Annotated in this window: 23 protein-coding genes and 2 pseudogenes; 7 read left to right on the top strand and 18 right to left on the bottom strand. The window is 74.4% G+C overall.

Annotated features, from left to right (window positions below):
• Positions 1-26 precede the first annotated feature (26 nt).
• From ACQPYN_RS13030 to ACQPYN_RS12975, 12 genes and pseudogenes are all read right to left on the bottom strand, one after another.
• Positions 27-1,487, bottom strand: coding sequence for a sugar porter family MFS transporter (locus tag ACQPYN_RS13030; protein ID WP_433037440.1), 1,461 nt, complete (start codon positions 1,485-1,487; stop codon positions 27-29).
• Complete coding sequence (locus tag ACQPYN_RS13025; protein ID WP_433037437.1) at positions 1,484-2,461, bottom strand: ROK family glucokinase; 978 nt, start codon at positions 2,459-2,461, stop codon at positions 1,484-1,486. The genes ACQPYN_RS13030 and ACQPYN_RS13025 overlap by 4 nt, the downstream gene beginning before the upstream one ends.
• Positions 2,458-3,207 (bottom strand): HAD family hydrolase, encoded by a 750-nt coding sequence (locus ACQPYN_RS13020; RefSeq protein WP_433037435.1) that lies wholly within the window; start codon positions 3,205-3,207, stop codon positions 2,458-2,460. The genes ACQPYN_RS13025 and ACQPYN_RS13020 overlap by 4 nt, the downstream gene beginning before the upstream one ends.
• Positions 3,204-5,936, bottom strand: a complete 2,733-nt coding sequence (locus tag ACQPYN_RS13015) for a glycoside hydrolase family 65 protein (protein WP_433037432.1) — start codon at positions 5,934-5,936, stop codon at positions 3,204-3,206. The genes ACQPYN_RS13020 and ACQPYN_RS13015 overlap by 4 nt, the downstream gene beginning before the upstream one ends.
• A gap of 64 nt (positions 5,937-6,000) precedes the next feature.
• A complete protein-coding gene (otsB, locus tag ACQPYN_RS13010) occupies positions 6,001-6,777 on the bottom strand; it encodes a trehalose-phosphatase (protein ID WP_433037429.1) in 777 nt (258 codons plus the stop codon).
• 324 nt (positions 6,778-7,101) lie between these two features.
• Complete coding sequence (locus ACQPYN_RS13005; protein ID WP_433037427.1) at positions 7,102-8,061, bottom strand: ROK family protein; 960 nt, start codon at positions 8,059-8,061, stop codon at positions 7,102-7,104.
• Positions 8,062-8,186: 125 nt separating this feature from the next.
• Positions 8,187-8,306, bottom strand: a pseudogene (locus ACQPYN_RS13000) (hypothetical protein); the annotation flags it as partial.
• 121 nt (positions 8,307-8,427) lie between these two features.
• A pseudogene (locus tag ACQPYN_RS12995) lies at positions 8,428-9,287 on the bottom strand (phosphatidylinositol mannoside acyltransferase).
• 59 nt (positions 9,288-9,346) lie between these two features.
• The gene (pgsA, locus tag ACQPYN_RS12990) at positions 9,347-10,003 is read right to left on the bottom strand and encodes a phosphatidylinositol phosphate synthase (RefSeq protein ID WP_433038867.1); all 657 of its coding nucleotides are present in this window, start codon (positions 10,001-10,003) and stop codon (positions 9,347-9,349) included.
• Positions 10,000-10,572: an HIT family protein gene (locus ACQPYN_RS12985; protein ID WP_433037425.1), complete on the bottom strand. Its 573-nt coding sequence runs from the start codon at positions 10,570-10,572 to the stop codon at positions 10,000-10,002. The genes pgsA and ACQPYN_RS12985 overlap by 4 nt, the downstream gene beginning before the upstream one ends.
• A complete protein-coding gene (gene thrS, locus ACQPYN_RS12980) occupies positions 10,572-12,662 on the bottom strand; it encodes a threonine--tRNA ligase (protein ID WP_433037423.1) in 2,091 nt (696 codons plus the stop codon). Before thrS ends, ACQPYN_RS12985 begins: the two co-directional genes overlap by 1 nt.
• Before the next feature lie 38 nt (positions 12,663-12,700).
• Positions 12,701-13,966 (bottom strand): alpha/beta hydrolase fold domain-containing protein, encoded by a 1,266-nt coding sequence (locus ACQPYN_RS12975; RefSeq protein ID WP_433037421.1) that lies wholly within the window; start codon positions 13,964-13,966, stop codon positions 12,701-12,703.
• Between the two features lie 150 nt (positions 13,967-14,116).
• Here ACQPYN_RS12975 and ACQPYN_RS12970 point away from each other — a divergent pair, with 150 nt between their 5' ends.
• On the top strand, positions 14,117-15,325 hold the full coding sequence (locus ACQPYN_RS12970; RefSeq protein WP_433037418.1) for a PucR family transcriptional regulator: 1,209 nt from the start codon (positions 14,117-14,119) through the stop codon (positions 15,323-15,325).
• A 73-nt stretch (positions 15,326-15,398) separates the two neighbouring features.
• On the opposite strand, the gene ACQPYN_RS12965 is transcribed toward ACQPYN_RS12970, so the two are convergent.
• The 4 genes from ACQPYN_RS12965 to ACQPYN_RS12950 all read right to left on the bottom strand — a co-directional run bounded on the left by ACQPYN_RS12965 (position 15,399) and on the right by ACQPYN_RS12950 (position 19,229).
• A complete protein-coding gene (locus tag ACQPYN_RS12965; RefSeq protein ID WP_433038865.1) occupies positions 15,399-16,550 on the bottom strand; it encodes a fatty acid desaturase family protein in 1,152 nt (383 codons plus the stop codon).
• 111 nt (positions 16,551-16,661) lie between these two features.
• Complete coding sequence (locus ACQPYN_RS12960) at positions 16,662-17,894, bottom strand: iron-containing alcohol dehydrogenase family protein (RefSeq protein ID WP_433037416.1); 1,233 nt, start codon at positions 17,892-17,894, stop codon at positions 16,662-16,664.
• Between the two features lie 11 nt (positions 17,895-17,905).
• On the bottom strand, positions 17,906-18,049 hold the full coding sequence (locus ACQPYN_RS12955; RefSeq protein ID WP_433037413.1) for a hypothetical protein: 144 nt from the start codon (positions 18,047-18,049) through the stop codon (positions 17,906-17,908).
• A 94-nt stretch (positions 18,050-18,143) separates the two neighbouring features.
• The gene (locus ACQPYN_RS12950; RefSeq protein ID WP_433037410.1) at positions 18,144-19,229 is read right to left on the bottom strand and encodes a mandelate racemase/muconate lactonizing enzyme family protein; all 1,086 of its coding nucleotides are present in this window, start codon (positions 19,227-19,229) and stop codon (positions 18,144-18,146) included.
• 74 nt (positions 19,230-19,303) lie between these two features.
• On the opposite strand from ACQPYN_RS12950, the gene ACQPYN_RS12945 reads away from it, so the two are divergent.
• Together ACQPYN_RS12945 and ACQPYN_RS12940 are read left to right on the top strand one after the other, a co-directional pair.
• Positions 19,304-19,771, top strand: coding sequence for a hypothetical protein (locus ACQPYN_RS12945; RefSeq protein WP_433037408.1), 468 nt, complete (start codon positions 19,304-19,306; stop codon positions 19,769-19,771).
• Entirely contained in the window at positions 19,768-20,481 is a 714-nt protein-coding gene (locus tag ACQPYN_RS12940; RefSeq protein WP_433037406.1) for an IclR family transcriptional regulator, read from the top strand. The genes ACQPYN_RS12945 and ACQPYN_RS12940 overlap by 4 nt, the downstream gene beginning before the upstream one ends.
• 32 nt (positions 20,482-20,513) lie before the next feature.
• Here the strand turns inward: ACQPYN_RS12940 and ACQPYN_RS12935 are convergent, their stop codons facing one another.
• A complete protein-coding gene (locus tag ACQPYN_RS12935; protein WP_433037403.1) occupies positions 20,514-21,698 on the bottom strand; it encodes an MFS transporter in 1,185 nt (394 codons plus the stop codon).
• Positions 21,699-21,723: 25 nt separating this feature from the next.
• Positions 21,724-22,350: an MOSC domain-containing protein gene (locus tag ACQPYN_RS12930; protein ID WP_433037401.1), complete on the bottom strand. Its 627-nt coding sequence runs from the start codon at positions 22,348-22,350 to the stop codon at positions 21,724-21,726.
• 271 nt (positions 22,351-22,621) lie between these two features.
• Between ACQPYN_RS12930 and ACQPYN_RS12925 the strand changes: the two genes are divergently transcribed.
• From ACQPYN_RS12925 to ACQPYN_RS12910, 4 genes are read left to right on the top strand one after another with little or no spacing between them, the layout of a single operon-like run.
• The gene (locus tag ACQPYN_RS12925) at positions 22,622-23,917 is read left to right on the top strand and encodes a glycosyltransferase (RefSeq protein ID WP_433037399.1); all 1,296 of its coding nucleotides are present in this window, start codon (positions 22,622-22,624) and stop codon (positions 23,915-23,917) included.
• Positions 23,918-23,956: 39 nt separating this feature from the next.
• Complete coding sequence (locus ACQPYN_RS12920) at positions 23,957-24,136, top strand: hypothetical protein (protein WP_274197092.1); 180 nt, start codon at positions 23,957-23,959, stop codon at positions 24,134-24,136.
• A 6-nt stretch (positions 24,137-24,142) separates the two neighbouring features.
• Positions 24,143-24,967 (top strand): polysaccharide deacetylase family protein, encoded by an 825-nt coding sequence (locus ACQPYN_RS12915; RefSeq protein ID WP_433037396.1) that lies wholly within the window; start codon positions 24,143-24,145, stop codon positions 24,965-24,967.
• The gene (locus ACQPYN_RS12910) at positions 24,964-26,436 is read left to right on the top strand and encodes a lanthionine synthetase LanC family protein (RefSeq protein WP_433037393.1); all 1,473 of its coding nucleotides are present in this window, start codon (positions 24,964-24,966) and stop codon (positions 26,434-26,436) included. The genes ACQPYN_RS12915 and ACQPYN_RS12910 overlap by 4 nt, the downstream gene beginning before the upstream one ends.
• The last annotated feature ends 91 nt before the right edge of the window (positions 26,437-26,527 follow it).

Raw genomic sequence — 26,527 nt, 5'->3', positions numbered from 1 at the left:
ATCGTCCTGCCCCGGTCCACCGCAAATCACTGCGGCGCGAGCATGTCCTCCAGCTCCTTGCCCTTGGTCTCCTGCACGTACTTGCTGACGAACAGGAACGACAGGAGGGCGAAGAAGGCGTAGAGCCCGTAGGCCAGGGTCAGGCCGACGTCGGCGAGGGACTGGAACGTGACCGTGACGAGGAAGTTCGCAAGCCACTGCGCGGCGGCCGCCACGGACAGCGCGGCGGCACGCAGCCAGTTCGGGAACATCTCACCGAGCAGCACCCAGACGACCGGGCCCCACGAGACCGCGAACGCCACCACGTAGAGGTTCGCCGCGACCAGCGCGATCGGGCCCCACGGCCCGGGCAGGCTCGGCTCCTCGGAGCCGTCCGCGCCGACCGTGATGATCGCCTGCGAGAACGCGACCGCCATGATCCCCAGCGTCACGACCATGCCGGCCGAGCCGCCGAGCAGCATCGGCTTCCGGCCGACGCGGTCGACGATGAGGATCGCGACGACCGTCGCGAGCACGTTCACCAGCGAGTTGATGACCGACGCGAGGAACGAGTCGCTCTCGGAGAACCCGACGGCCTGCCAGAGCGTCGTCGAGTAGTAGAAGATCACGTTGATGCCGACGAACTGCTGGAAGACCGACAGCAGGATGCCGACCCAGACGATCGGGCGCAGGCCCGCCGCGTGACCGCGCAGGTCGCGCAGGCTGGGCTTCTCCTCGCGCTCGAGCGTCACGGCGATCTCGCGGACCTTGGCCTGGACCGACTCGACCGGCTGTCCGAGCACCTGGGCGAGGACCCGGCCGGCCTCCTCCATGCGTCCCTTGGCCACGAGGTAGCGCGGCGACTCGGGGATGCGCAGGGCGAGGACTGCGTAGATGACCGACGGGATGACGCCGACGAGGAACATCCAGCGCCACGCCGGGAGCCCCAGCCAGAACGTCTCGGCGGCGCCCCCGGCGACGCCCGCGAGCAGGGCGTCGGAGAGCAGGGCGACGAAGATGCCGAGCACGATGGCCATCTGCTGGAGCGACGCGAGCCGCCCGCGGATGTGGGCGGGCGCGATCTCGGCGATGTAGGCGGGGGCGATCACCGAGGCGATGCCGATGCCGACGCCGGCGAGGATGCGCCAGATGATGAGGTCCCAGACGGCGAACGCCAGGCCGGACCCGATGGAGCTGATCGCGAACAGCGCGGCGGCGATGAGCATGACGCGCACGCGGCCGTACCTGTCGGCGGCGGGGCCGGCGAACCAGGCACCGGCGGCCGAGCCCAGGAGGGCGCAGGCCACGGCAAAGCCGGACAGCAGTGGGCTGTCCTGCAGGCCGAACTGGTCGTTCAGGGCGTCGACGGCGCCGTTGATGACACTGGAGTCGAAGCCGAAGAGGAAGCCGCCGACGGCGGCGACGATGGAGATGAGGATCGCCTTGGCGGTCGTCTTCTCCCGTGAGCCGGGCGCGTCCGCCCCTGATGCTGATCCTGCGGTGCTCATCGATCACTCCCCGGAACGGATGTGTCGTCATTAGTCCGGGCGAGATCGGCGGCGCCGACCATCCCGGATTCCCAACCCAGCTCGGCGAGCCGCACCTCGGCGACGGGCCGGTGCCCGCGTCCGGTGAGGTTCCCCCGGAACATCGCCTCGACCCGCTCGCGCAGCAGGTCCCCCGCGGCGGAGACGCCGCCGCCGAGGACGAAGAGCGTCGGGTCGAGCACGGCAGCGAGCTGGGCGAGGCCCAGCCCGATCCAACGGCCGATCTCGTCGAAGCAGTGCAGGCCTCCGACGTCCCCCTGCTGGGCGCAGGCCGTCACCATCTCGCCGGTGATGGCCTCCGGGTCGCCCCCGGCCATCGCGAGCAGCCCGGACGCGAACGCCGGCGAGTGCCGCGCGATCTCCCGCGCCTCGGTGACCAGCGCCCGCCCGGAGCCGTACTGCTCCCAGCAACCCTGCAGCCCGCAGCCGCAGCGGCGGCCGTACGGGACCATCGTGATGTGGCCGATCTCCGCCGCCACCCCGTAGCCGCCGCGCAGCAGCCGGCCCGACGAGATCAGCCCGCCGCCGATCCCGGTGCCGATGGTGATCGCGACGAGGTCGTCGTGGTCGCGGCCCGCGCCGAAGCGGGACTCGGCCCACGCGACGGCGTTGGCGTCGTTCTCCACCACCACCGGTAGCCCGAGCTGCGAGGTGAGCTCGCCCTTCAGGTCCTCGTCGCGCCAGGCCAGGTTCGGCGCGAAGAGGACCTTCGCCCGTCCCGCGTCGACGAAGCCGGCCGCGCCGATGCCGACGGCGTCGATCTGGTGGTGGCTGCCCAGCTCGCGGACGGCGTCGGCGATGGCCTCGAGCACCAGGTGGGTGTCGGTGGCCGGGGTCTCGCGACGGGTCGAGGCGATGAGCTTGCCGGCCTCGTCGACCACGCCCGCCGCGATCTTGGTGCCGCCGACGTCGACGCCGACGGTCAGCCCGCTCATGACGTCCTCACCAGCTCGCCCCGCCCGAGCGCGGACAGGTCGATCTCGCCCATGTCGGTGACGACGACGTCGGCGCCCTCGGCCGCGAGCGCGTCGACGTCGTCGGCGCGCGACACCCCGAGGGCCCCGAACCCCCCGGCCTTCGCGGCCTGGATGCCGTTGACAGCGTCCTCGGCGACGAACGCGCTCCCGGGCTCGACGCCGAGCTCCCGCGCGGCGGTCAGGAAGATCTCGGGGTCCGGCTTGCCGTGGGCGAAGTCGCGGCCCGAGACGTCGACGTCGAACACCTGGTGCAGGTTGCCGGTGCCGCCGAAGCGGGACAGGTCGATCTTCTCGAGGAACATCTTGGCGTTCTTCGACGACGACGCCGCCGCGACCGGGATGCCCGAGTTCCGGACGGCGAGCACGAAGCGCACGGCGTCGTCGTAGGCCGAGAACCGGCCCTCGGAGATCAGCCGGATGATCATCTCCTGCTTGTGCTCGCCGTACTCCTTCACGCGGCGGTCGATGTCGGGCACGCCGAAGTACTCGAGCGCCGCCGTCGCCCCGGCCGTGCGGGGCTTGCCCGACATGCGCTCGTGGTAGAGCGCGGGCGTGAACTTCTCCGGGGAGTAGCTCGTCTGCCCGGCGATGTCGGCCCACGGGCCCGCCATGAGCTCGCGCAGCGACTCGCGCCAGGCCTCCTCGTGGGGGGAGTCGACGAGGACGCCGTCCACGTCGAAGATCGCTCCTGTGTAGCCGCTCATGCGCCGTTCCCTCCGTGGTCGTGGCCGCCGTCGGAGGTACCGGTGACGGTCGTGCTCGAGCTCTGCGGGGTGCCGTCCGCGACGGTGGGGGTGGGTGTCGCCGCCCCGGAGGACGCTGCGGAGGACGAGCCGGTGGACGCTGCGGTCGACGCTGTGCCGCCGGACGTCGCCCCGACCGCGTTGCGGGGTGCGATGCGTCCCTCGCCGTCGAGCGGGACCGTCCACTCCTGCCCGGCGCCGAGCTCGCGGACCTCGCCGCCGAGCCCGATGCGCACCGGGTGGCTGAAGCCCTCGGACTGCACGGCGACGGTGAGCTCCCCGGCGCCCACCGACACCCGCAGCGTCGTGCCCTGGAATACCAGCGAGAGTGCGAGGCCGTCGAGGCGCAGGGTGAGCCGCGGGTCGAAGGTCAGCACGCCGTCGCGGGCGCCGGCACCGAGGTAGGCCCGCTGGAGGAGGTCGAGGGTCCCCGACATCACCCCCATGTGGATGCCCTCCTTGGTGGTGCCGCCCTGCACGTCGCCGATGTCGGACTCGACGGCGACGAGGAAGCGCTCCCAGGAGCTCTCGGGGTCGATGCCGGCGAGCACCGCGGCGTGCGCGACGAGCGAGAGCGTCGATCCGTGCGAGGTGCGCCGGTCGTAGTAGGCGATGGTGCGCCGCGCGAGGTCCTTGTCGTCGGCGATCGCGTCGTAGCCGAGGCGGGAGAAGATCTCGCGCAGCTCGTCGTCGCCGAACAGGAAGAACAGCATGACCGCGTCGGCCTGCTTGGCGAGCTTGTAGTGGTCGGGGTCGTCACCCTCGGCCTTGAGGATGCGGTCCATCCGCTGGATGTTCTTGTGCTTCGCCCGGTAGCCGTCCCAGTCGAGCTCGGCGAGGTCCGCGTAGCCCTCGAACTGCGTGATCACCGGGTGGCCGTCGTCGTCGCGGTGGGTCGGCACCGTCATCGACGTGCACATCTCCGACCAGCGCGCGATCTCGTCGTCGGTGATCCCGAGCCTGCTGCGCAGGGCGCGGCGGCGGCTCTTGGGCAGCAGGGCCAGCACCTTCGGCGCGGTCGCGCAGATCCAGGCGACCATGACGTTGGTGTAGGCGTTGTTGCGCAGCCCGCCCGCCTCGGCGCCGGGGTAGCGCTCGTGGAACTCGTCGGGCCCCATCACGCCGTGGATCTCGTAGCGCCCGGTGTTCGGGTTCTTGTGGGCGATCGAGCCCCAGAACCGCGCGATCTCGAGCATCAGCTCGGCGCCGTAGTCGCGCAGGAACTCCAGGTCGTCGGTGGCCTGGTAGTACTGCCAGACGTTGTAGAAGATCGCGGCGTTGACGTGGCGCTGGTTGTGCGAGTGGTCCGGGTCCCAGGTGCCCGAGAGCGGGTTGAGGTGGACGACCTGCGTCTCCTCGGTGCCGTCGCTGCCCGACTGCCACGGGAACATCGCACCGGCGTAGCCCTCGGCGCGCGCGGCCTCGCGGGCCTCGGCGAGACGCCGGTAGCGGTACATCAGCAGCCCGCGCGTGATCTCCGGGAGCCGGTAGTTGAGGAACGGGTAGACGTAGAGCTCGTCCCAGAACACGTGCCCGCGGTAGGCCTCGCCGTTGAGCCCGCGGGCGGGGACACCGGCGTCGTGGCGGGCCGTGTGCCGCGAGCAGACCTGCAGCACGTGGGCCATGTGGAAGCGCAGGAGCAGCTGGATGGTCGGCTCGCGCGGCAGCTCGATGTCGCAGACGTCCCAGTACTCCTCCCAGGCGTCGACGTGCTCGGCGAAGCAGCCCGCGAAGTCCGGGTAGCGCTCGACGTGCCGGCCGGCGGCGGTGAGGGTCTCGGTGATCGCGTTGTCGTGGCTGGTGAAGAACGAGACGATCTTCTCCACCCGCACGGTCTCGCCCTCGGTGATGTCGAGGTCGAGCACCTGCTGGATGTAGTCGTTCATCTGGTGCAACGTGCGCGCCGGGTCGACCTTCTCCCAGCCGCGGCCCCGCCCGCGGTAGATCCGGGTGCGCGCGGCCTCCGAGACGTAGAGGTTCGACTGGCGGGTGCGCACCTTGAGCGCGATGACCTCGGGCCCGAACGTGCGGGGGGTGACCGGGTCGAGGTGGCGGCCCTCGAGGTCGCGGTAGCGGGCGACCATGGTGTTGTCGACGCGGCCGTCGATCGCCGAGACGATGCCGATGCGCCCCGACCAGTTCTCGGCGGTGAGCGTCCACTCCATCGCCGCCTGGTGGCTGTGGGCCATCGAGACGAACCGGCGGCTGCGCAGGGTGGTCTCGCGGCCGTTGCGGTCGCGGAACCGGAACACCCGGCCGACCGTCGCGGTGCGCACGTCGTAGGTGTGCGTGTACTCCAGCACCTCGACGTTGGAGAGGTCGATCGCCTCCTCGCCCTCGATGCGCAACTTGAGGACGAGCCAGTTCGGGAGGTTGACGAGGTCCTCGTTGAGGACCGGGCGGCCACCGAGGATCGTCGTCTCGCGGTTGAAGCCGCCGTGCGCGTAGGTGCCGGCGTAGTGCACCGGGGCCTCGGTGTCCTCCCACTCCGCGGCACCGCGGGTGCAGAAGTAGCCGTTGCCGGTGCTGGTCAGGGCCTCGCGCAGACCCTCGTCGTCGGGGACGACCCCGGTCCAGGTGATCGTGAAGTCGTCGGCGACCGCCCCGCCGGGCAGGACCTCGCCGGTCGGGGTCGTGCGGGCGCTCCCCGTGGTCTCGGTGGTCGAGGGCGTCTGGTCGGTCGTGGTCACGATCGTCTCCGTACTCCGGGAGCGGGCAGCGGGGTGATCAGCGGGATCGTCTCGCTCATCGGGCTCATCGAGCCAGGCCGTCGAGGAAGCGGCCGACCTCGTCGACCGTGGCCAGGACCGCGGTCGCCGACGTGTCGCGGGACGGGGCGTCCTCCGGGTCGATCACGAGGATGCCGACGCCTGCCGGGCGACCGGCGTCGGCGCGGGCGACGAGCGCCCGGAACGCGTCCTCGTCGGTGACGTCGTCGCCGAGGTAGATCGGGACGATGTCGGGGTGGTCGAGGTCGAGGACGTCCAGGAGGTGCTCGACGGCCTTGCCCTTGTTCCAGTCGATCTTCGGCTGGATCTCGTGGACGAACTTGCCGGGCGTCACCCGCAGCTCGCCCGGGTGCTCGGCCAGCACGGCCTCGACGAGCGCGGCCACCCGAGGGCGGTCGGCGTCGGCGACGTGGCGGTCGTGCAGCGCCACCGACGCGTGCTTGGGCTCCACGAGCGTCCCCGGGATGTCGTCCGCCGCGGCGCGGACCCGCTCGGTGACCTCGGCGACGAGACCCTCCCAGCCCTGGGACGCCTCGTGGACGATCGGTCCGCGGGCCGGGTCGTAGATGTCGAAGCCGTGGCTGCCGGCGACGATCAGGTCGTCGACGCCCATCAGCTCGGACACCACCGCGCGGTCCCGTCCGGACACCACGCACACCGAGCAGCGCTGCGCGAGCGCCCGCACGATGTCGCGCATGTCGTCGCTCATGATCGCGTCCTCGGGACGCGGCACGATCGGCGTCAGGACGCCGTCGTAGTCGAGGAAGACCGCGGGTCGGCGACCGTGCAGGCGCTCGGCCACCTCGGGGGCGTCCAGCGCGTGCGGTAACCGATCCGCCGTCGTGGTCGCGCCGGAGACGGAGCGATGGGAGGAGTACGCCGATAGGGGAGCTCGACCGTTGTCGTCAGACACCGTCACCAGGGGCCTCCGCAATCTCCGGGCGCCGTTGTCATGTGATGCGAACCACAAGGCTAGGGCGGCGTCCATGACGTCGTCAACGGATGAACACAGCGGCGCGATCTTCGCGGACGCGACGGGCTCGCGCCACGTGGAGTCGACACGTCCGCACCACCGGGTGTCGGGCTGTGACCGCGGCGTGCGCAGGGGGGTGGTGGACCCCGGCCCTCAGGGCGCGGTGGTGGCCCGGTCGAGGGCGAGGGCGAGGGCGCCGAGCACCGGGGCGTGCTCGGCGAGCTCGGCGACGACGACGTCCGCCGTGCGGGTGGTCCCGGGGAGCGCGGCGGCCTCGAGCGCGGCGTGGAGGGGGCCGAGCAGGAGGTCGCCGGCCTGGGCGAGCTCGCCGCCGACGACGATGCGCCGCGGCGTGAGCACGGTGCAGAAGCCGGCGAGGGCGGCCCCGACGTGGTGCCCGGTGTCGGCGAGGACGCGGCGGGCTGGGGCGTCGCCGTCGCGGGCGAGCGCGACCATCTCGGCGACGGTTAGCGGGCCGCCGACGAGCGGCTCGAGCAGCGCGGTGACGGTGCGCGTGGACACCACCGTCTCGAGGCACCCGCGGTGCCCGCACCGGCACACCGCGGCGTGGCGGTCACCCGGGTCGACGGCGACGTGGCCGATCTCGCCCGCGGTGCCGTCGGGGCCCCGGTAGAGCCGCCCGTCGAGCACCAGCCCGGCGCCGACACCGTCCGAGAGTTTGAGGAACACTCCGTCCCGGACCTCGCGCAACGCCCCCCAGCGCTGCTCGGCGAGGGTGCCGAGGGTGGCGTCGTTGTCGACCCAGCTCGGGACCCCGAGGTGCTCGGACACCCGACCGGCCACCGGCACGCCGATCCACCCCGGGAGCACGCCGGAGGCCCCCACCGCACCCGTGGCGCGGTCGACCGGCGCCGGCAGCCCGACCACCGCGCCGCGCAACGCCTCGCGCCGGACGCCGGCCTGCGCGAGCGCCTCGTCGATCAGGCTCGCCGCGGTCGCCAGGCCCTCGGCGACGCCGTGGTAGTCGGGCAGGTCCGCCCGCAGCTCGGAGCGCCCGGGCGGACCCGGGTGCCCGGCGGCCGCGGACGGGTCGGCGACGTCGGCCAGGGCGACCCGCAGGTGCCGGTGCCCGACGTCGATGCCGGCGACCACCCCGCCCCGCGGACGAGCCGGACCGCGCGGACGCGCCTCCCCGCACGCACCTCGTCACCCGCCGTGAGCAGGCCCGCGGCGCCGAGGTCCCGCACGATGTTCGACACCGTGGCCGGCGCGAGCCCCGTGGCCCCGGCGATCTCCGCCTGCGTCGGCGCGCCGCCGGCGCGGACGGCGTCCACCACGCGGCGACGGTTCGCGTCGCGCAGACCGGACGGCGATCCCGGTCGCGGGCCCGTGTTCATGAGATGAACGATAAACCGCCAGCGTGTGCTCCACGTCACGCTTCCTGCGAACGGAGCAGCGATCACCACCGGGTGCACCGGTGGGACGGAGGAGTCGGGCGGGGCCGGTGGGACGGCCGGCTCAGTCGCGCCAGACGCGCTGGAGCATGTGCCAGTCGGCGGGGTGCTCGGCGATCTCGGCGGCGAAGTGGTCGGCGACCGCCTGGGTCGCGGCCGGGACGGCGGCACGGTCGGGCACCGGGACCGGCGGGTGGATGCGGAACCCCCACCCCTCCCCCGAGCCGTCCCCCGGGTCCTCGGTGAACCACAGCCCCACCGGCAGCAGCGCCGCGCCGGTGCTCGCGGCGAGCGCCGCCGGGCCGGGCGGCATCGTCGCCCGCCCGCCGAAGAACGTCACCGGCACGCCGTGGGCGGAGAGGTCGCGGTCGGCGACGAGGCAGACGACCCGTCCCTCGCGCAGCGCCCGCACGAGCCCGCGCACCGGGGAGTCGCCGCCGGTCATCGGCAGGATCTCCATGCCGAGGGACTCGCGGTAGGCGACGAAGCGCTCGTAGAGCGACTCGGGGCGCAGGCGCTCGGCGACGGTGGTGAAGCGCCCGGAGTGGGCGACGAGCCAGAGGCCCGCCATGTCCCAGTTGCCGGAGTGGGTCAGCGCCACGACCGCCCCGCGCCCGGTCGCGAGCGCGGCGTCGAGATGCTCCTGGCCGTACACCACGGGCTTGCGGACCAGCGCCTCGTGGTCCATCCCCGGCAGCCGGAACGCCTCGCGCCAGTACCGCGCGTAGGAGCGCACGGCCGCCGCGGTGAGGGCGTCGAGCTCGTCGGCGCCGGCGTCGGGACGGACGCGCGCGAGGTTCGAGCGCAGCCGGCGCACCCCGGTCCGCCGCGGCGCGCGGCCAGGTCGGCGCCCGCGGCGAACGCCCAGCGCGCCACCGGCTCGGGTACCGCACGCACCAGCCCCCACCCCGCCGCGTAGCCCAGTTCGGCGGCGCGCTGCGCGGGGGTGACGACGGACGGCGAGGTCTCGGTCGCGGTCTCGGTCACGCGGTCCCCTCGGAGTTCTCGGGATGGTCGGTGACGCCCGTCGCCGCGCCGTACTGCTCGCGCGCGCTGTGCCACACCGCCACGATGCGCTGGCCGACGGTGATCACCGAGCCGATCGTGAGCAGCCACAGCGCGACGTCGAGCGCGTAGGGCACGCCGATCCCGGTGAGCCCGACACCGGCGAGCCCGAGGATCAGGCGCTCGGCGCGTTCCACCAGGCCGCCGTCGGCCCGCAGGCCCGCGGCCTCGGCGCGGGCCTTGATGTAGGAGATCAGCTGGCCGGTGATGAGGCAGGCCAGAGCGAGGCCCGCGAGCAGGGGCCGGTCCTGGGTGAACGCCCACCAGGTGATGCCGGCGAAGACCGCGCCGTCGACGAGGCGGTCGCCGACGGAGTCGAGCACGCCCCCGAAGGGACTCGTCACCCCCCGCGCGCGGGCCATCGCGCCGTCGAGGACGTCGAGCAGCGCGAAGACGGCGACGACGATCGACGCCGCGAGGAGGTGCCCGGTCGGGATGAGCCACAGCGCCGAGGCGGTGGAGGCCACGGTGCCGAACACGGTGACCGCGTCGGGGTGCACGCCGCGCCGGACCAGCCAGGACGCGGTGGGCTCGACCACGCCCTTGATCGCGGCGCGGGCCCACTGGTTGATCATGGCGAGGGCCACGCCGCGGACAGGACGGACCGTGTCTCGGCGAGCAGCTGCGGGATCACCTTCGTCTGGCCGATGACGGTGATGAAGTTGGCGTCGCCGCCCCAGCGCGGGACGACGTGCTGGTGCAGGTGGTCGGCCAGCGAGCCGCCCGCCACGTGCCCGAGGTTGATCCCGACGTTGAACCCGTGCGGGGCCGCGACCGTGCGCAGGGCCCGCACCGCCTGCTGGGTCACCGCGACGAGCTCGGCCGACTCCTCGAGGTCCAGCTCGTCGAGGCCCGCGACGTGGCGGTACGGCACGACCATGAGGTGCCCGGGGTTGTACGGGTGCAGGTTGAGCACGGCGTAGACGCGCTCGCCGCGGTGCAGCACCAGGCCGTCGTCGTCGTCGAGGGTCGGGATCCGGCACAGCGGACACTGCCCGGACTCCTCGCCGGTACCGGCCGCGCCCGCGATGTAGGCCATCCGGTGCGGCGCCCAGAGGCGCCGGAACCCGTCGGGGGTCCCGGCGCCCCGGAGCTCGTCGAGATCCCCGGACTCCGCGATCTCCGGCGCTGCGTCACCGCTCATCAGGGCAGGAACTTCTCCGCGTCGGGTGAGACGTTCTCGCGGCGGCGGACCCAGTCGACGACGGCGGCGACGGCCTCGTCGACCGGCACCCCGTTGCGCTGCGACCCGTCGCGGAACCGGAACGAGACCGCCCCGTTCCATCGGGTCCCGTCGCTTCGCTCGCCCGAAGCGTCGGCATCCTTCCCCCCTGCGAGCAGCAGGAACGGCACCTTCTGCAGCGTGTGGTTCCGGATCTTCTTCTGCATCCGGTCGTCGGAGTCGTCGACGTCGACGCGCAGCCCCTCGGCGCGCAGACGGTCGGCGATCTGCGCGACGTACTCCGCCTGGTCGCCGGACACCGGGATGCCGACGACCTGCACCGGCGCCAGCCAGGCCGGGAACGCGCCGGCGTAGTGCTCGGTGAGCACCCCGAAGAAGCGCTCGATCGACCCGAACAGCGCGCGGTGGATCATCACCGGCCGCTGCCTGCTGCCGTCGCTCGCGGTGTACTCGAGCTCGAAGCGGTCGGGCAGCATCAGGTCGACCTGGATGGTCGACATCTGCCAGTACCGCCCGATGGCGTCCCGGGCCTGCACGCTGATCTTCGGCGCGTAGAACGCGGCGCCGCCCGGGTCGTCGACGAGGTCGAGCCCGAAGTTCGAGGCCGCCTCGCGCAGCGCGTCGGTGGCGTCCTCCCACTCCTGGTCGGTCCCGATCGACTTCTCCGGGTTGCGGGTGGAGAGCTCGAGGTAGAAGTCCTCGAGGCCGTAGTCGCGCAGCAGGTCGAGGACGAACGTCAGCAGCGAGGTGATCTCGCCGGCCATCTGCTCGCGGGTGCAGTAGATGTGCGCGTCGTCCTGGGTGAAGCCCCGCGCGCGGGTCAGGCCGTGCACCACGCCGGACTTCTCGTAGCGGTAGACCGTCCCGAACTCGAACAGGCGCAGCGGCAGCTCGCGGTAGGACCGCCCGCGCGCCCGGTAGATCAGGTTGTGCATCGGGCAGTTCATCGGCTTGAGGTAGTAGTCGATGCCCTGACGCTTGACCGTGCCGTCCTCGGCGCGCTCCTCGTCGAGGTGCATGGCCGGGAACATGCCCTCGCGGTACCAGTCGAGGTGACCCGACGTCTGGAACAGCTCGCCCTTGGTGGCGTGCGGGGTGTTGACGAACTCGTAGCCGGCCTCGGTGTGGCGCTGGCGGGAGTAGTCCTCCAGCTCCTTGCGGATGATCCCGCCCTTGGGGTGGAACACCGCGAGCCCGGAGCCGATCTCGTCGGGGAAGCTGAACAGGTCGAGCTCGGCGCCGAGGCGGCGGTGGTCGCGGCGCTCGGCCTCCGCGACGCGCTCGAGGTAGGCGTCCTGCGCCTCCTGCGACTCCCAGGCCGTCCCGTAGATGCGCTGCAGCTGGGCGTTGCGCTGGTCGCCGCGCCAGTAGGCCGCCGCGGAGCGCAGCACCTTGAACGCCGGGATGTACCCGGTGGTCGGGATGTGCGGGCCCCGGCACAGGTCGCCCCAGACGCGCTCGCCCGTGTGGGCGTGCACGTTGTCGTAGGCGGTGAGCTCGCCGGCCCCGACCTCCATGATCTCGGAGTCCTGGTCGGCGTCGGTGCCCTTGAGGTCGACCAGCTCGAGCTTGAACGGCTCGCCCGCCAGCTCCTCGCGGGCGGCGTCGAGCGAGGCGTACTCGCGGCGCACGAACCGCTGCTTGGCCTTGACGATCTTGCGCATCGCCTTCTCGAGGGCCTCGAGGTCCTCGGGCGTGAACGGCCGCTCGACCGCGAAGTCGTAGTAGAAGCCGTCGGCGATCGGCGGCCCGATCCCGAGCTTGGCGTCCGGGAAGAGCTGCTGCACCGCCTGGGCGAGCACGTGCGCCGCCGAGTGCCGGATCACGGCGCGGCCGTCCTCGGTGTCCGCCGGCACCGGTGCGACGTCGACGTCCTCCTCGGGCGCCCAGGCGAGGTCCTTGAGCACGCCGTCGGGGGCCCGGACGACGATCACGGCCTCGTGCCCGGTGAGCGGCAGCCCGGCGTCGCGGACGGCCTGGCCGGCGGTGGTGCCCGCCGTCACCCGGACGCTGTCGGCGACGGCGGGGCGGGGCGGGGCGGGCGAGGACACGGCGGACTCTCCGAAACATCGAGGGTGGTCCGTCGAGCTTATCGAGCGCCCGCGACCACCGTGTCCGCCCGGCCCGAGCGGGGCGTCCCCCGCCCCACCACCGCCTCCAGGAAGGCCGCGATCGCCCGTACGGCGGCGAGGGTGCGGGGGGTGGGCACGAGGTCGAAGCCGTGCTGGGCGTGCGCGAGCTCGGCGTGCACCACCGGCGCCTCCGACACCGCCCGCAGCCGGCTGACGAACGCGCGGCTCTGCGCGGGCACGACGATCGCGTCGGCGGAGCCGTGCAGGACCATGAACGGCGGGGCGTCGGGGTGCACGCGCGCCGCCGGGGAGGCGGCCACGTACGGGTGGGCGTCCTCGCCCAGCGCGGTCGGCATCATCGTCTCGGCCAGGAGCTCGTCGAGGGTGCCGCTGCCGTCGTCGCTGGTCAGGTCGTAGATGCCGTAGAGGCAGACGGCGGCGGCGACCGACGTGTCGGCGTCGGGGAACCCGGGCTGCCAGGCCCCGGGGGTGAGCGCGGCGAGCGCCGCGAGGTGGGCGCCGGACGACCCGCCCGTGATCGCGATGCGGGCCGGGTCGCCGCCGTGGTCGGCGATGTGGGCGCGGGTCCAGGCCAGCGCGCGCTTGACGTCGACGATCTGCGCGGGCCAGCGCTCGGCGGGCCCGAGGCGGTAGTCGACGCTGACGCACACCCAGCCGCGCTCGACCATGTGGGCCATCAGCGGGTGGGCGTCGGCGGCCTTGCTGCCCGACGACCACGCCCCGCCGTGGATCTGCAGCAGCACCGGCGCCCGGGCGTCGGCGGGCAGCAGCGGGTCGCGCCAGACGTCGAGCAGGTTCGCCACCGGGTCCGGGCCGTAGGCGACGTCGCGGACCGTCGCGTATCGGTGGCGCGCGAGCACGGAGCGCACGACGCCGGCCCGCGCCGGGAGCTCCACGGGGCCGATCTCGGCGCGCAGCGCCTCGGCGAGGACCTCGGAGTCCGCGCGCGCCCGGCGGTCCAGGGTGAGCAGCACCCCGACCGCACCCGCGGTCACGGCGAGCCCCGCCTGCCCCGCGGGGTGCCACAGCGCCCCGCGGCGGGCCGCGACACCGGCCACCGAGCCGAGGAGCACGGCCGTGGCGCGCGGGGTCTCGGTGGCCGTCGAGGACAGCAGGCTGCCCAGGACCGCCGCCGGCCAGCGCCGGGTCAGCGGCCGCAGGCCCGCGCCCGCGACCAGGGCGGCGAGCGCGCCGACCGCGAGCGCCGTCCGGGCGCCGGGTGCCCGGAGCGCCGCGAGGAGCGCCTGCGCGGACCGGTGCACCCCACCATCCTGGCCCTCCCCCGGACCGGGCCCCGCGCCACGGCCCGGGCGAGTCGCGCACGACACGGCCGGCCCGCGACGGGACAGATGGTGACGCGGCCCGCCGTCGTCCCTCCTGGCGTCTTCGCCCGATCCTGCGACACTGGGCGCGTGAGCGACGGTGTGTGCGCGGCGTCGGACGCCCCGCGACGGCACCCGTGGGCCGACGTCCCCGACACGGCCCGCGACCGGCTGCGCCCCGTGGTGCTCGGCGCCGGCGACGAGATCATCGCCGAGGTGCGCGCCGAGGTCGCCGAGTACGCGCTGTCGATGAACGGCGAGTTCGGCCGGCGCATCCGGCTCGGGGTCTCCGTGGCCCTCGACCAGTTCCTCGACCTGCTCGGCACCGACGCCGCCCTGCCGGACACCACCGTCTACTTCGAGCTCGGCCGCGTCGAGCACCGCCACGGCCGCACCATGGACGCCCTGCAGAGCGCCTACCGCATCGGCTCGCGGGTGCTCTGGCGCCGCATCGCGGGCACGAGCGGCGAGCACGGGCTCGAAGCGGAGTCGATCTTCCGCCTCGCCGAGGCCCTCTTCGCCTACATCGAGCAGCTCGCCGCGGCGTCCGTCTCGGGCTACGCCTACGAGCAGTCGCTGGCCGCGGGATCACGCCAGGCGCGACAGCACGCCCTCGTCGAGCGTCTGTGCCGCACACCCGCCCCCGAGGGCGCCGAGCTCGAGGCGCTCGCCCGCGAGGCGGGCTGGTCGACGCCCAAGACGGTCGCGGCGCTGGTGACCAGCGAGGAGTCGCTGCCGCTGGTGTGCCGGCGCCTGCCCCCGGACGTCGCGGGGTCGGTCGTCGACCGCCTGGGCGTCGTCTTCCTCCCCGATCCCGAGGGGCCGGGGCGGCTCGAGGTCGTGGCCGACGCGCTGCGCGGCACGACGGCGGTGCTCGGGCCGACGGTGGAGCCCGACCAGGTGCCACGCACCGTCACCCGCGCCCGCGCGACCTGGGCCCTGCACCTCGAGGGCCACCTGGGCGACGAGGGCCTCGTGCGCTCCGAGGACCACCTGCTCGCCCTGCTCCTGCACGCCGACGTCACGCTCACCGCCGACCTCGTGGCCCAGCGCCTCGAGCCCCTGCGGCGCATGACGTCGGCGGCCCGCGACCGCGCGGTGACGACGCTGACGGCCTGGCTCGACGCGCACGGCGACGTCGGCGAGGCCGCCACGCGCCTGCACGTGCACCCGCAGACCGTGCGCTACCGGCTCGCGCGCCTCAAGGAGGCGTTCGCCGGGGTGCTGGACGACCCGGTGGGCCGCCTCGAGGTCGCCCTCGCCCTGCGCGCCGGGGGGCCCGCCCTCGCGGAGGGCTGAGCCACCCGGCGCGAACGGGGACTTCGTGCGCCTAGAAGCAGCGAACAGCGCGTTCGCTGCGACCAGAGGTGCCTCAGGCGGCGGCCGGGGCGGCGGCGTCGAGGGACTCGGCGCGCCGGCGGCCGAACGGCAGCGCCCGCAGGCGCCGCTTGGCGAGGCCCTTGTGGCCGCCGGGGAACGACAGGCGGGCGATCTTGGCGAGCACGCCGCCGTACTGCTTCCACATCGGGCCCGCGTGGTACGGCAGCCCGTAGCGGCGGCACAGGTCGCGCACCTGCGGCGCGATGGTGCCGTAGCGGTTCGAGGGCATGTCCGGGAAGAGGTGGTGCTCGATCTGGTGCGAGAGGTTCCCGGTCATGATGTGCAGGAGCTTCGAGCCCTCGATGTTGGCCGAGCCCAGCATCTGACGCACGTACCACTCGGCCTGCGTCTCGTTCTCCAGCCGCTCCTCGTCGAAGGTCTCCACCTCGACGGGGAAGTGACCGCAGAAGATCACCGCGTGCGACCAGACGTTGCGGACGAGGTTGGCGAGCAGGCCGCCCACCAGCGCCGGGACGAACGAGGGCCCGGACAGCGCGGGGAAGACCACGAAGTCCTTGAGGGCCTGCTTGCCGGCCTTGCGGCCCATCGCCTTGAGCTCGGGCATCTTCTCGGCCCAGGTCTTCTCGCCGCGCTGGACCTGGTCGATCTCGAGGTCGAAGGCCGCGATGCCCCACTCGAAGATCATGGCGAGGCCGGCGTTGGTGAAGGTCTGGAACAGGTAGATGGGCTCCCACGGCTGGTCGGGGTCGACCCGCAGCACGTTGTAGCCGATGTCCCGGTCCTTGCCGTGCACGTTGGTGTACGTGTGGTGCAGGTAGTTGTGGGTCTGCTGCCAGCTCCGGGCGGTGGAGACGTGGTCCCACTCCCAGGTGGTGGAGTTGATCTCCGGGTCGCGCATCCAGTCCCACTGGCCGTGCAGGACGTTGTGGCCGATCTCCATGTTCTCGAGGATCTTGGCCAGGGCGAGCGACGCGGTGCCGACCACGAACGCCGGCGGGAACAACGCGCCGAGCAGCAGGACGCGTCCCGCCGCCTCGAGGCCACGCTGGGTCCGGATGACGCGGCGGATGTAGCGCGCGTCGTCGTCGCCGAGCGACGACATGACCTGGTCACGCAGGACCTCGAGCTCGGCGCCGAGGCGTTCGATGTCCTCGGTCGACAGGTGCTCGGTCGACGGCGTGATGTGCGCGGTGCTGGCCCCGGGGCGGCCGGGACCCATCGGCGTCTTGGCCTGGTTGATGCGGGTGATGTGCTCGGGAATGGTCTCGAGGGTGGTCACGAGGCCTCCTCTGTCCTACGGGAGTCCGGGGGGAGCTGGGCGAGCGCCCGTCGGCCCGCTGCTGATCACTACCCCGACGGTAGGGACCGCGCCGACGCACGGGCTACGCGAGGAGTGAGGACTCCGGGGCGAAACCTGTTGCATGACCTCAAAGCCGGGCCCCACACCGCCACCAGGAGCCCGGATCCGTGACCTCGCCCACGTCCGGGTGGCTCGCGACCGCGTGTCAGCAGCGGCCGAGCAGCTCCACGAGCTCGGCCACCGACGCCGGGTGCCGAGGCGCGTTGCGGCTGACCGGGTCGGCCAGGGCCGTGCGCGCCAGGGCCTCGCGGTCGTCGGGGGCCGCACCCAGGTCGGCCACCGAGACCCGCGTGTCGACCTGCTCGAGCAGGCCCCCAGCGCGTCGGGCAGGGCGGCGGGCCCGGGCAGGCCGGCAGCTTCGGCGGCGCGTCCCCACCCCGCGGGGTCGGCGTCGAGCGACCACGCCACGACCTCGGGCAGCACGGCGGCCAGGGCCGGCCCGTGCACCGCGCCGGTGTGCAGGCTCAGGGCGTGCGCGAGCCCGTGCACCAGGCCCAGTCCGCTGCGCGTGAGCGCCTGCCCGGCCAGGTGCGCCGCGACGAGCATCTCGGCGCGCGCCCGCGGGTCGCTCCCGTCGGCCACCGCCACCGGCAGCCACACCCACGCCCGGCGGACGGCCTCGGCGGCGAACGCCTCGGACATCGGGTCCCGGCCGCGCGAGGCCAGCGACTCGATGCCGTGCACCAGCGCGTCGACGCCGGTCGCGGCGGTGGCCGCGGCAGGCAGGCCGAGGGTCAGCTCCGGGTCGAGCACGGCGACCCGGGGCACGACGCTCGCGTCGCCGCAGTAGACCTTCTGCCGATTCGCGGGGTCCTCGAGCACCCCGAAGCCGTTCGTCTCGGCCCCCGTGCCCGCCGTGGTGGGGACGGCCACGAGCGGGAGCCCCGCCGCGGGCGTCACCCCGCTGCCGTCGGCCCGGGCGCCGGGCGACGGCGCGAGCAGCGCGATCCCCTTGGCGGCGTCGAGGCTCGACCCGCCCCCGAGCGCGAGCACCGCGTCGAGGCCCAGGGCCCGGGCGTGCTCGGCGCCGTCCTCGACGACGGCCACCGTGGGGTTGCCGCGCACCGCGTCGAACACCTCGACCACCGCGCCGGACGCGGCGAGCGGCCCGACGACGGCGTCCACGACCCCGGCTGCGCGCAGGCCGGGGTCGGTGACCACGAGCACCCGCCGCGCGGTCAGCGCGGCGAGGTGCGCGGGATTCGGGCCACCGCGCCGGGCCCGAAGTCGACGACCGGCCCGGGGCCGGACAGGAACGCGGTGCCGGCGGCCACGCCGGCGCAGGGGGCGTGGACGTCGGTGCGGTCGGCCGTGCCGGTCACGGGACTCCTCCTGCGGGTGTGCGGCTTCTCTGTGGGTGGCGGCCCCGGCTCCGAGGGGGGGTCAGAGCCGGGACCGCCGTCTCGGGGGTGCCCGTCAGGCGAGCACGGCGCCCAGCCCGGGCGCCTCGGGCACGACGAGCATGCCGTCGGGGTCGGGGCGCAGCGGCTCGGCGAGCAGGAAGTCGCGACGCTCCGGGGTCCAGCCGCCGGCCGGGTCGTCGGGGAACTCCAGGTAGGGCCCGGCACCGACGCCCGCGGCGACGTGCAGGTTCGCGAGCAGGCCCAGGCCGTTGGTCCAGGTGTGCGGGGTGAAGCGGCGGTGCCGCGCGCGGGCGGCCTCGGCGAGCTGGCGGGACCGCGTCATCCCGAGGGCGAGCACCACGTCGGCCTGGTAGACGTCCAGCGCGTCGGCCTCGAGGAGCGCCAGGGTCTGCGGCAGCGAGTCCAGCATCTCCCCCGCCGCGATCCGCACGCCCGGGTTGTCCGCGCGCAGCAGGCGGTGCCCGTCGACGTCGGCGTAGGGCAGCGGCTCCTCGACCCAGGCGACGTCGTACTCGGCGAGGCGCCGGACGACCCGCCGGACCTCGGCGAGCTCGAGCGGCTCGGTGACGTCGCCGCCCATCCGCCAGGCCTGGTTGAGGTCGACCATGATGTCGAGCCGGTCGCCGACGGCCTCGCGGACCGCGGCGACGGCCGCGACACCCTGCCGCAGCCGCTGTGGGTGGGCCCGGATCTTGACCGCCCGGATGCCGTCCTCCACCAGCCGGTGGGCGTCCTCCGCCCGGCGCCCGGGCGGCTGCTCGGAGCACCAGGACGCGTAGACGGGCACGCGGTCGGTGACGCCGCCGAAGAGCGTGGCCACGGGGAGGCCGGCGACCTGGCCGACGATGTCCCAGATCGCGGACTCGAGCGGCCAGAACCGCCCGGCGTGGAAGCCGATCGACTCGATGCGGCGCACCTGGAGCTCGGTGGCGAGCGGGTCGCTGCCGAGGAAGAGCTCGCGGTGGGCGTCGAACCCGGCCATGGTGTCGCCCGAGCCCACGCCGACGACGCCCTCGTCGGTCTCGACGCGGACGATCGTCGCGTCGAACCGGGTGCGGGGCTCGGGGTCCCAGGCGGCGTGGCAGGGCGGGTCGAGGACGGTCTCGCGGTGCTCGAGACGGATGTCGGTGATCTTCACGTCGGCCTGTCCCCCTCGCGGTCCGGCGTGGGTCAGTAGAGGAGCCGGCGACGGAGGGGGCAAGAATCCGTGCGGTGAGCGCAACTCCGCTGCTGGGGACGGGTCTGCTGGGGACGGCCGTGCTGGGCCTGCACCTCGCCGCCGTCTGGTTCTGCGTCGGGCTGGTCTGGGTGATCCAGCTGCTCGTCTACCCCGGGTTCGCCCACATGGTCGGAGGCGACTGGGTGACGGTCCACGACCGGCACACGCGGATCATGGGCCTGCTGGTCAGCGGGCCCTGGGCGGTGCAGGGGCTGACGTGCGCGGTGCTGCTCGTGTGGCGGCCGCCCGGCGTCCCGTTCGTGCTCGCGCTCGCGGCGGGGCTGTGCGGGGCCGCCACGGTGGCCGTGACCGTCGCCGTGTCGGTGCCGTGCCACCAGCGGCTGGGGCAGGGGTGGGACCCGGCCGTGCACGCCCGGCTCACGCGCACCAACTGGTGGCGCACCGCGGCCTGGACGCTCGGCGGGATCGTGGCGCTGGCGATGCTGGGACTGGCGGCATGACCCGCCCCCGCTCGACGGGCCTGCGCCGCGACATGGAGCTGCTCGACGTGCTGTCCTCGCCCGAGGCGCTGACGGCCGGGCTCGGCGTGGCGCGGGTGGCCGAGGAGACCGGGCGCCAGCCCAGCCAGGTCTCGCGCGCCCTCGCCGCCCTCGAGGAGGAGGGCCTCGTCGAGCGCGACCCGGCGAGCCGGCGCTACGCCCTCGGCTGGCGGCTCTACGCCTTCGCCGCCCGCACCACCGAGGCCCGCCTGGTCGCGCTGGCCCGTCCCGCGCTGATCGCCCTCGCCGCGCGCACCGGCGAGCAGGCGTCGCTGTGCCGCCTGCACGGGGCCCGGGTGGCCACGCTGCTGACCGCCGACGCCGCCGGCGGGCCCGCCCGGGCGCGCTTCGACGTCGACGACATCCCGGCGGCGACGACGTCCACGGGCCGGGTGCTGCTCTCCGAGCGCGACGAGGCGGCCGCCCGGGCGGTCGGCGCCGATCCCGAGGTCCTGGCGCGGGTGCGCGCCGCGGGCCACGCCGTGGTGGACGGCGAGTTCGACCCCACGCTCGCCGGCGCGGCCGCTCCGGTGCGCGGGTTCCACGGCGGGATCGTCGCCGCGCTCACCGTGTCCGGCCCCGCGCCGCGCCTGCGCCCCCACCTCGCCGCCCACGCCGCCGCCACCGCCGCGGCCGCGAGCGACCTCTCCGCGCGCCTGTCTCCCCCGTGAGCGAAGTTCCCGGCTATAGCCGGGAACTTCGCTCACGTACGGGGCAGGAACCAGACGCCGAGGCCGACGAGGGCGACGGCGCCGCCGAGCACGCACACGCCGATCCAGCCGCCCGCGGGGTAGACGATCGACGTCGCCGCCGAGGCCAGCGTGCCGCCGACGAACACCGAGGTCATGTACGCGGTGGTGATGCGGCTGCGGGCCTGCGGGGCGAGCGCGTAGATGACGCTCTGGTGGCTGATCTGCAGGCTCTGCTGGGCGAGGTCGAGCACGACGACGCCCGCGATCAGCGCCACGATCGACGCGCCGCCGAGCCCGAGCAGCGCCCAGCTGGCCACGAGCACCACCAGCCCCAGGGTGACGACGAGCCGACCGTGGCCGCGGTCGGCGAGCCGGCCCGCGAGCGGCGCCATCGCCGCCCCCGCCAGGCCCGCGAGGCCGAACAGGCCGACGACCGCCGGACCGAAGCCGTAGGGCGGCGCGGAGAGCAGGAAGTCGGCCGAGGTCCACAGGATCGTGAAGCACCCCATGCCGACCGCGCCCAGCAGCATGCGCCGGCGCAGCTCCGGCTCGTGGCGCACGAGCCCGAGCACCGAGCCCAGCAGGCGCGGGTAGCTCGTCGCCTCCGTGGGCGCGACGACCGGCAGCACCAGGCGCACCACCACGGCCAGCACCACCATGACGCCCGCCGCGAGCGCGAAGACCCAGCGCCACCCGCCGGCCTCGGCCACGAACCCGGCGACCGTCCGCGCCCCGAGGATGCCGATCAGCAGGCCGCTCATCACGGTGCCGACGACGCGGCCGCGCTCGTGGTCGCCGGCCAGCTGCGCCGCCAGGGGCACCGCGATCTGCGCGACGGCGGAGGTCACCCCGACCAGCGCGACGGCCGTGGCGAGCAGCGCGAACCCCGGCGCCGCCGCGGCCAGCCCGAGCACCACGGCGCAGCCGAGCAGCAGCAGGCTCACCAGCCGCCGGCGCTCCAGCAGGTCACCGAGTGGGACGACGAAGGCGAGCGCGAGCGCGTACCCCACCTGCGACGCCGTGACGAGCAGCGCGGCGGTGCCGTTGCCGACACCGAACTCCTCGCCGATCGTGTGCAGCAGGGGCTGCGCGTAGTAGATGTTCGCCACCGCGGCGCCGCACACCACGGCGAGCAGCAGCGTGCGGGCGCGCCCGATCCCGGTGGTGGACTCGGCGGTCGAGACGTCGGCGCTCACCGCACGACCGTGCCGCAGGACGCGATCACGGACCCGTGGTCGAGACCGAGGCCACCGTCGCCGTGCCCGGAGCGTCACGACACGTCCGGTTCGCGGCCGGCCGGCGCGCCCGACGCGGGAGGCCGGCCCGCGACGCGTCCAGGAGATCGTCGCCGTCCGGGACGGTCACGGTCGCCGGCCCCACCCGCAGCGTCCCCGAACCCAGCGCCGCGCACCGGACCCCGGCGCGCCCGCGGAGGGCGGCGTGCGCGCCCGGGGCGAGCACCACGTCCATCCAGGCGCACGGGGCCGCGGGCCGGCCCCCGCCGAGGCGCACCGGCCCGTCGCCGGAGTCGAGGGCGAACTCGCGGGAGCGCAGGGCCTCGACGTCCAGCCCGCGGGTGAGGATCGTGCGGCGGGCCGCGACCGGATCGAACGGCGGGACACCGAGCTCGGTGGCGACGGCCTCGAGCGCCTCGATCGCGAGCACGGTGACCGCGGCGTCGCGGTGCGCGGCCTGCCCCGCGTAGCGGTCGCCCACCACCCCGTACCCGGCGCGGATCTCGATGTGGTCGGGCGTGCCGGTCGGCACCGTCACGGGGCCGTCGCCCGGGCGTCCCTCGTAGGCGTGGCCGCTCGAGACGACGAAGCCGACGATCTCGATGCCGATCACCTCGCCCACGGTAGGCCCGACGAGGTGGGGCGGCTCACGCCCGCCGTCCCGGCCGCCGTCGCTGTGCCGAACGCCGGAGCCGGCTCTCAGCCATCTGCCGATCGGGGCGACGAAAGGGCAGGTGAGTGACACTCCGGCGTCAAAGCGACATCCGATTTCTCACGATGGTGTAACGAAATCCGGTCTGTGTACGGTATCCCTGGCAGGTCGCCCACCGATCGGGTGAGCAGCGACCACGGACGTGGGCACACGGTGACGCGAGTGAGGTGACGTGGCGAGCAGCCAGGCCGTACGGGTCGGACGAGCGGGCGCGACGTCGCCGCGCAGCTCCGGCCCCGCCGACCCGGTGACCGGTCCCGTGGGTGTCCGCACCCGCCCGGCCCGCCGCTCCTCGGACCACGACGCGCCCACCATCACGCTGCGCACCACCATCGCGCCCGCGCCCGCCCCGGCGCCGGAGGGCGGCTCCGCCTCCCCCCGCACGGGCCGCAGCACCCGCCGCGCGACGGCCGCCGCCACGGCGGTCACCACCGTCAGCGTCCTGGTGCCGGCCCACAACGAGGAGGCGGGCATCGCGGCCACGGTGGAGGGCCTGCTCGCGCAGGACGTCCCCGAGTGGCTGCACATCGCCGACGTCGTCGTGGTGGCCAACAACTGCACCGACCGCACGGCCGAGATCGCCCGCCGCTACCCGGTGACGGTCGTGGAGATGGCGCACAACCCGGACAAGAAGGCCGGCGCGCTCAACCACGGCTGGCGCGAGACGGCGCGCGGCGCCGACCTCGTGCTGACCATGGACGCCGACACCGTGCTGCTGCCGGACACGGTGGCGGCGATGGCCGACGAGCTGCGCGGCAACGCCGTGCTCGGCGCGGTCTGCGCCCGGTACTGGGCGACGCCGGGCCGCGGCCTGGTCTGGCGGCTCCAGCGCCTCGAGTACACCCGCTACGACGACCTGCGCGATCTGCGCCGCTGGCGGGTCTCGGTCGCCAGCGGCGCCGCCGCCATGTACCGCAACGCCGCCCTCGAGGCCGTGGCCGCCCACCGCGAGGCCGGCGAGCCGTGGGACGGCACGTCGCTGATCGAGGACTACGCGCTGACGCTGGAGCTCAAGGCCCGCGGCTTCCGCGTGGCCGCCGCCCGCAAGGCGCACGTCTACACGACCCCGCCCGCCTCGTTCCGCGAGCTCTGGGTGCAGCGCATGCGGTGGGGACGCGGCGGGATGGACGAGTGCCTCAAGCGTGGCTGGTCCACCTCGACGCGGCTGGACTGCCTGTCCTACGTCCTGTTCGGCTTCAGCGTGTTCTTCCGCGTGCTGTTCCTGACGATGCTCACGCTGATGATCATCTACGCGGTCCCGTTCCGGTACGCGTTGATCGGGCTCATCCCGCTCGGCGTGATGTGGCTGGAGCGGATGACGTCCATGTGGCGGGTCCCCGACCGCGGGTGGCGCGACGTCGTGCTGTGCGCGGTGCTGGTGATCGAGGACTTCTACGGGTTCTTCCTGGAGCTGTGTGCGGTGGTCTCGGCGTGGCGGTGTCTCAACGCCCGCCGCCAGGCCTGGTAGTCGGATCGGGATCGTCGAGAGAATCGGGAAGAGGACGGGATGTACGGCGAGCACTCGATGTACCTCACGAGCGCCGTCGGTGGCGGCACCACCGGCTTCGCGCTGGCCGCGGCCACCGGCATCAACGCCATCGCGGCGGTGCTCATGGCGGTGACCGTGCTGTTCACGCTGCTGCTCGTGGTGCGGATCGTGCGCCGCAGCCTGCGTCCGTTCCGCTGAGGTCGCGTGTCCTTCGACGACCGGCGTCGCAACGTCCGCTCGCTGCTCTTCTTCCTGCTCGCGCTGCTCGGCACCGTGGTGATCTCGGTCGCCTCGTCGGTGGCCGGGACGGCGTCCGACGAGACCGTCGCCGGCCCCCGCTACGTCCCGACCGCGCTCGACCAGGCGCTGCCGCCCTCGCCCGAGGCGCGCCCCGGGCCCCGCGTCGCGCTCACCTTCGACGACGGCCCGTCGCCGCAGCTGACGCCGTACATCCTCGACGTCCTGGCCGCCAAGCGGGTGCCCGCCACCTTCTTCCTGCAGGGCGACCACTCCGAGCAGCACCCCGAGCTGGTGCGCCGCGTGCATGACGAGGGCCACGTCGTGGCCAACCACGCCTGGGAGCACCCGTGGTTCCCGGACCTGACGCCCGAGGAGGCCGAGGTCGAGATCCAGCGCACGAACGAGGTGCTCACCGAGGCCACCGGGGTGCGTCCGACGCTGTTCCGCTACCCGTTCGGCCAGCCCTCCCCCGGCGGTGACGCGGCCCTCGCGCGCCTGGGGATGTCGAACGGGGTCCACTGGAAGTGGACGTCGAACAAGCCCGGCGATTTCCAGTGCCCGGGCGCCGACGCGCTCGTCGACTACGTGCTCACCGAGTCGGTGGACCAGGCGATGATCCTGCTGCACGACTCCGGCGACACGATCGGCTGCCCTCCCGCGCAGCTCGAGTACCTGCCCCGGGCCATCGACGCGCTGCGCGCCCGCGGCTTCACTTTCGGGGTCGTCGCCCCGTCCCCGACGCCCTCGGCGGTCAACTCGGGGTCGCGCGCGGCCGTCGTCCCCCGATGACGCGGATCCTCCTGGTGCTGGCCGTCGCCCTGCTCGCAGCCGCCTGCGCCCGCGCCCCCGCCGCGGAGCCCACGGGACCCACGCCGTCGCCGCTGCCGGACGCATTCGCCGACCGACTCGTCGCCGACGGTGTGCCGGACCCGTTCGGTGCCGACGGGCCGCCCGGCGCCCTCGCCTGGACCAGCGCCATCCAGGCACCGAACCGCCAGACCGACCGCGACGTCGGCGCGGCCGGGATCGCGCACGGGCTCCTCGCGCTCGCCGCGGCCACCCCCGACCCGGCGGCCCGCGAGCGCCACCTCGCCGGGGCCCGGTCCGCGGGCGACTTCCTGCTGGGCGCCTCACGCGGCGGCCGGGTGCCCGACTACGTCAACCCCGACGGCCCGGCGGCCCGCGCCTACACCTCGTTCGACGACGGCGCGGCCGGGGTCGCCGAGGTGCTGTGGCGCCTGGGCGACGCCACCGGCGACGACCGCTATCGCGCGGGCGCCCGGGACTCGCTGCGCTGGGTGCTCGACCGCGCCGAGGGCGTCGACGGCGTGCCGTGCCCGCGGATGTGCCGGTGGGCCTGGGTCGACGGCGGCAGCGAGCCGCCCTCCTACCGCCACGGCATGGGCGAGGGCCAGGCCGGGATCGTCTACGCGCTGTCGGTGATGGCCGAGCGCACCGGCGACCCGGAGCTCGCCGCGCACGCCGCGGGCGGGGCGGCGTACCTGTCCAGCCGTCTCGACGACGACGGCGGACTGCCCGAGCGCGCCGACGAGCCGAGGCGCAACACCGGGTTCCTCTCGGGCACCGCCGGCGCGGCGTTCGTCTTCCTGCGGATGTACCAGGCGACCGGCGACGAACGCTGGCGCCGCGACGCGGAGGCCGCGCTCGGCTTCCTCGACCGCACCGCGCAGCCCGCCGGCGGAGGCCTCACGTGGCCGCTGCTGCTCGGCGCCGGGTCAGGGGCACTGACGCCGGACAACCCGAACAGGGCCACGGGCATGGAGGAGGGCGCGGCCGGGATCGGCTGGGTGTCGCTCCAGGCCCACGCGATCCTCGGCGACCCCCGCCACCTCGAGCGGGCGCGCGGCGCGGGCCGGTGGCTCGTCAGCGTCGCCCTCGACGAGCCCGTGGGCCTCGCGTGGGCCGAGTACGAGGGCAGCCGGACCGTCCACGCCTCGACGAACAGCGGCGCCGCGGGCACCGGCTGGTTCCTCGACTCCCTGGGCCGCGTGACCCGCGACGGCGAGTTCGGCGCGGCGGCGCGCGACGCCCGCGCCTGGCTGCTCGCCGTCGCCACCCCCGACGGCCACTGGGGCGCGACCCGCCAGAACGGGACGTGGACCCTGGGCGGCGAGCCCTCGTGGCACTGGGGCTCCGCAGGCGTGATCGGCTTCCTGAGCAGGCTCGCGGGCGGTCCCGTCGACAGCCCCGGGATGCAGGAGGTCCTCGTGCCCCTGGAGGGCCCGGCCACCGGGTAGGCAGGCCCGTGGCGGGAAATTAGTTCCCGATCGTCCGCCGCCGGGCCCGTGTCCGCGGGGGTTGACTCGATGTCAGCCGGAGTCGTGTGTG

The organism is Actinomycetospora sp. CA-053990 (assembly GCF_050948445.1).
Lineage (GTDB): Bacteria > Actinomycetota > Actinomycetes > Mycobacteriales > Pseudonocardiaceae > Actinomycetospora > Actinomycetospora callitridis.
The sequence above is the reverse complement of the archived record's forward strand: the minus strand, read 5'-3'. Positions and strand labels throughout refer to the sequence as shown.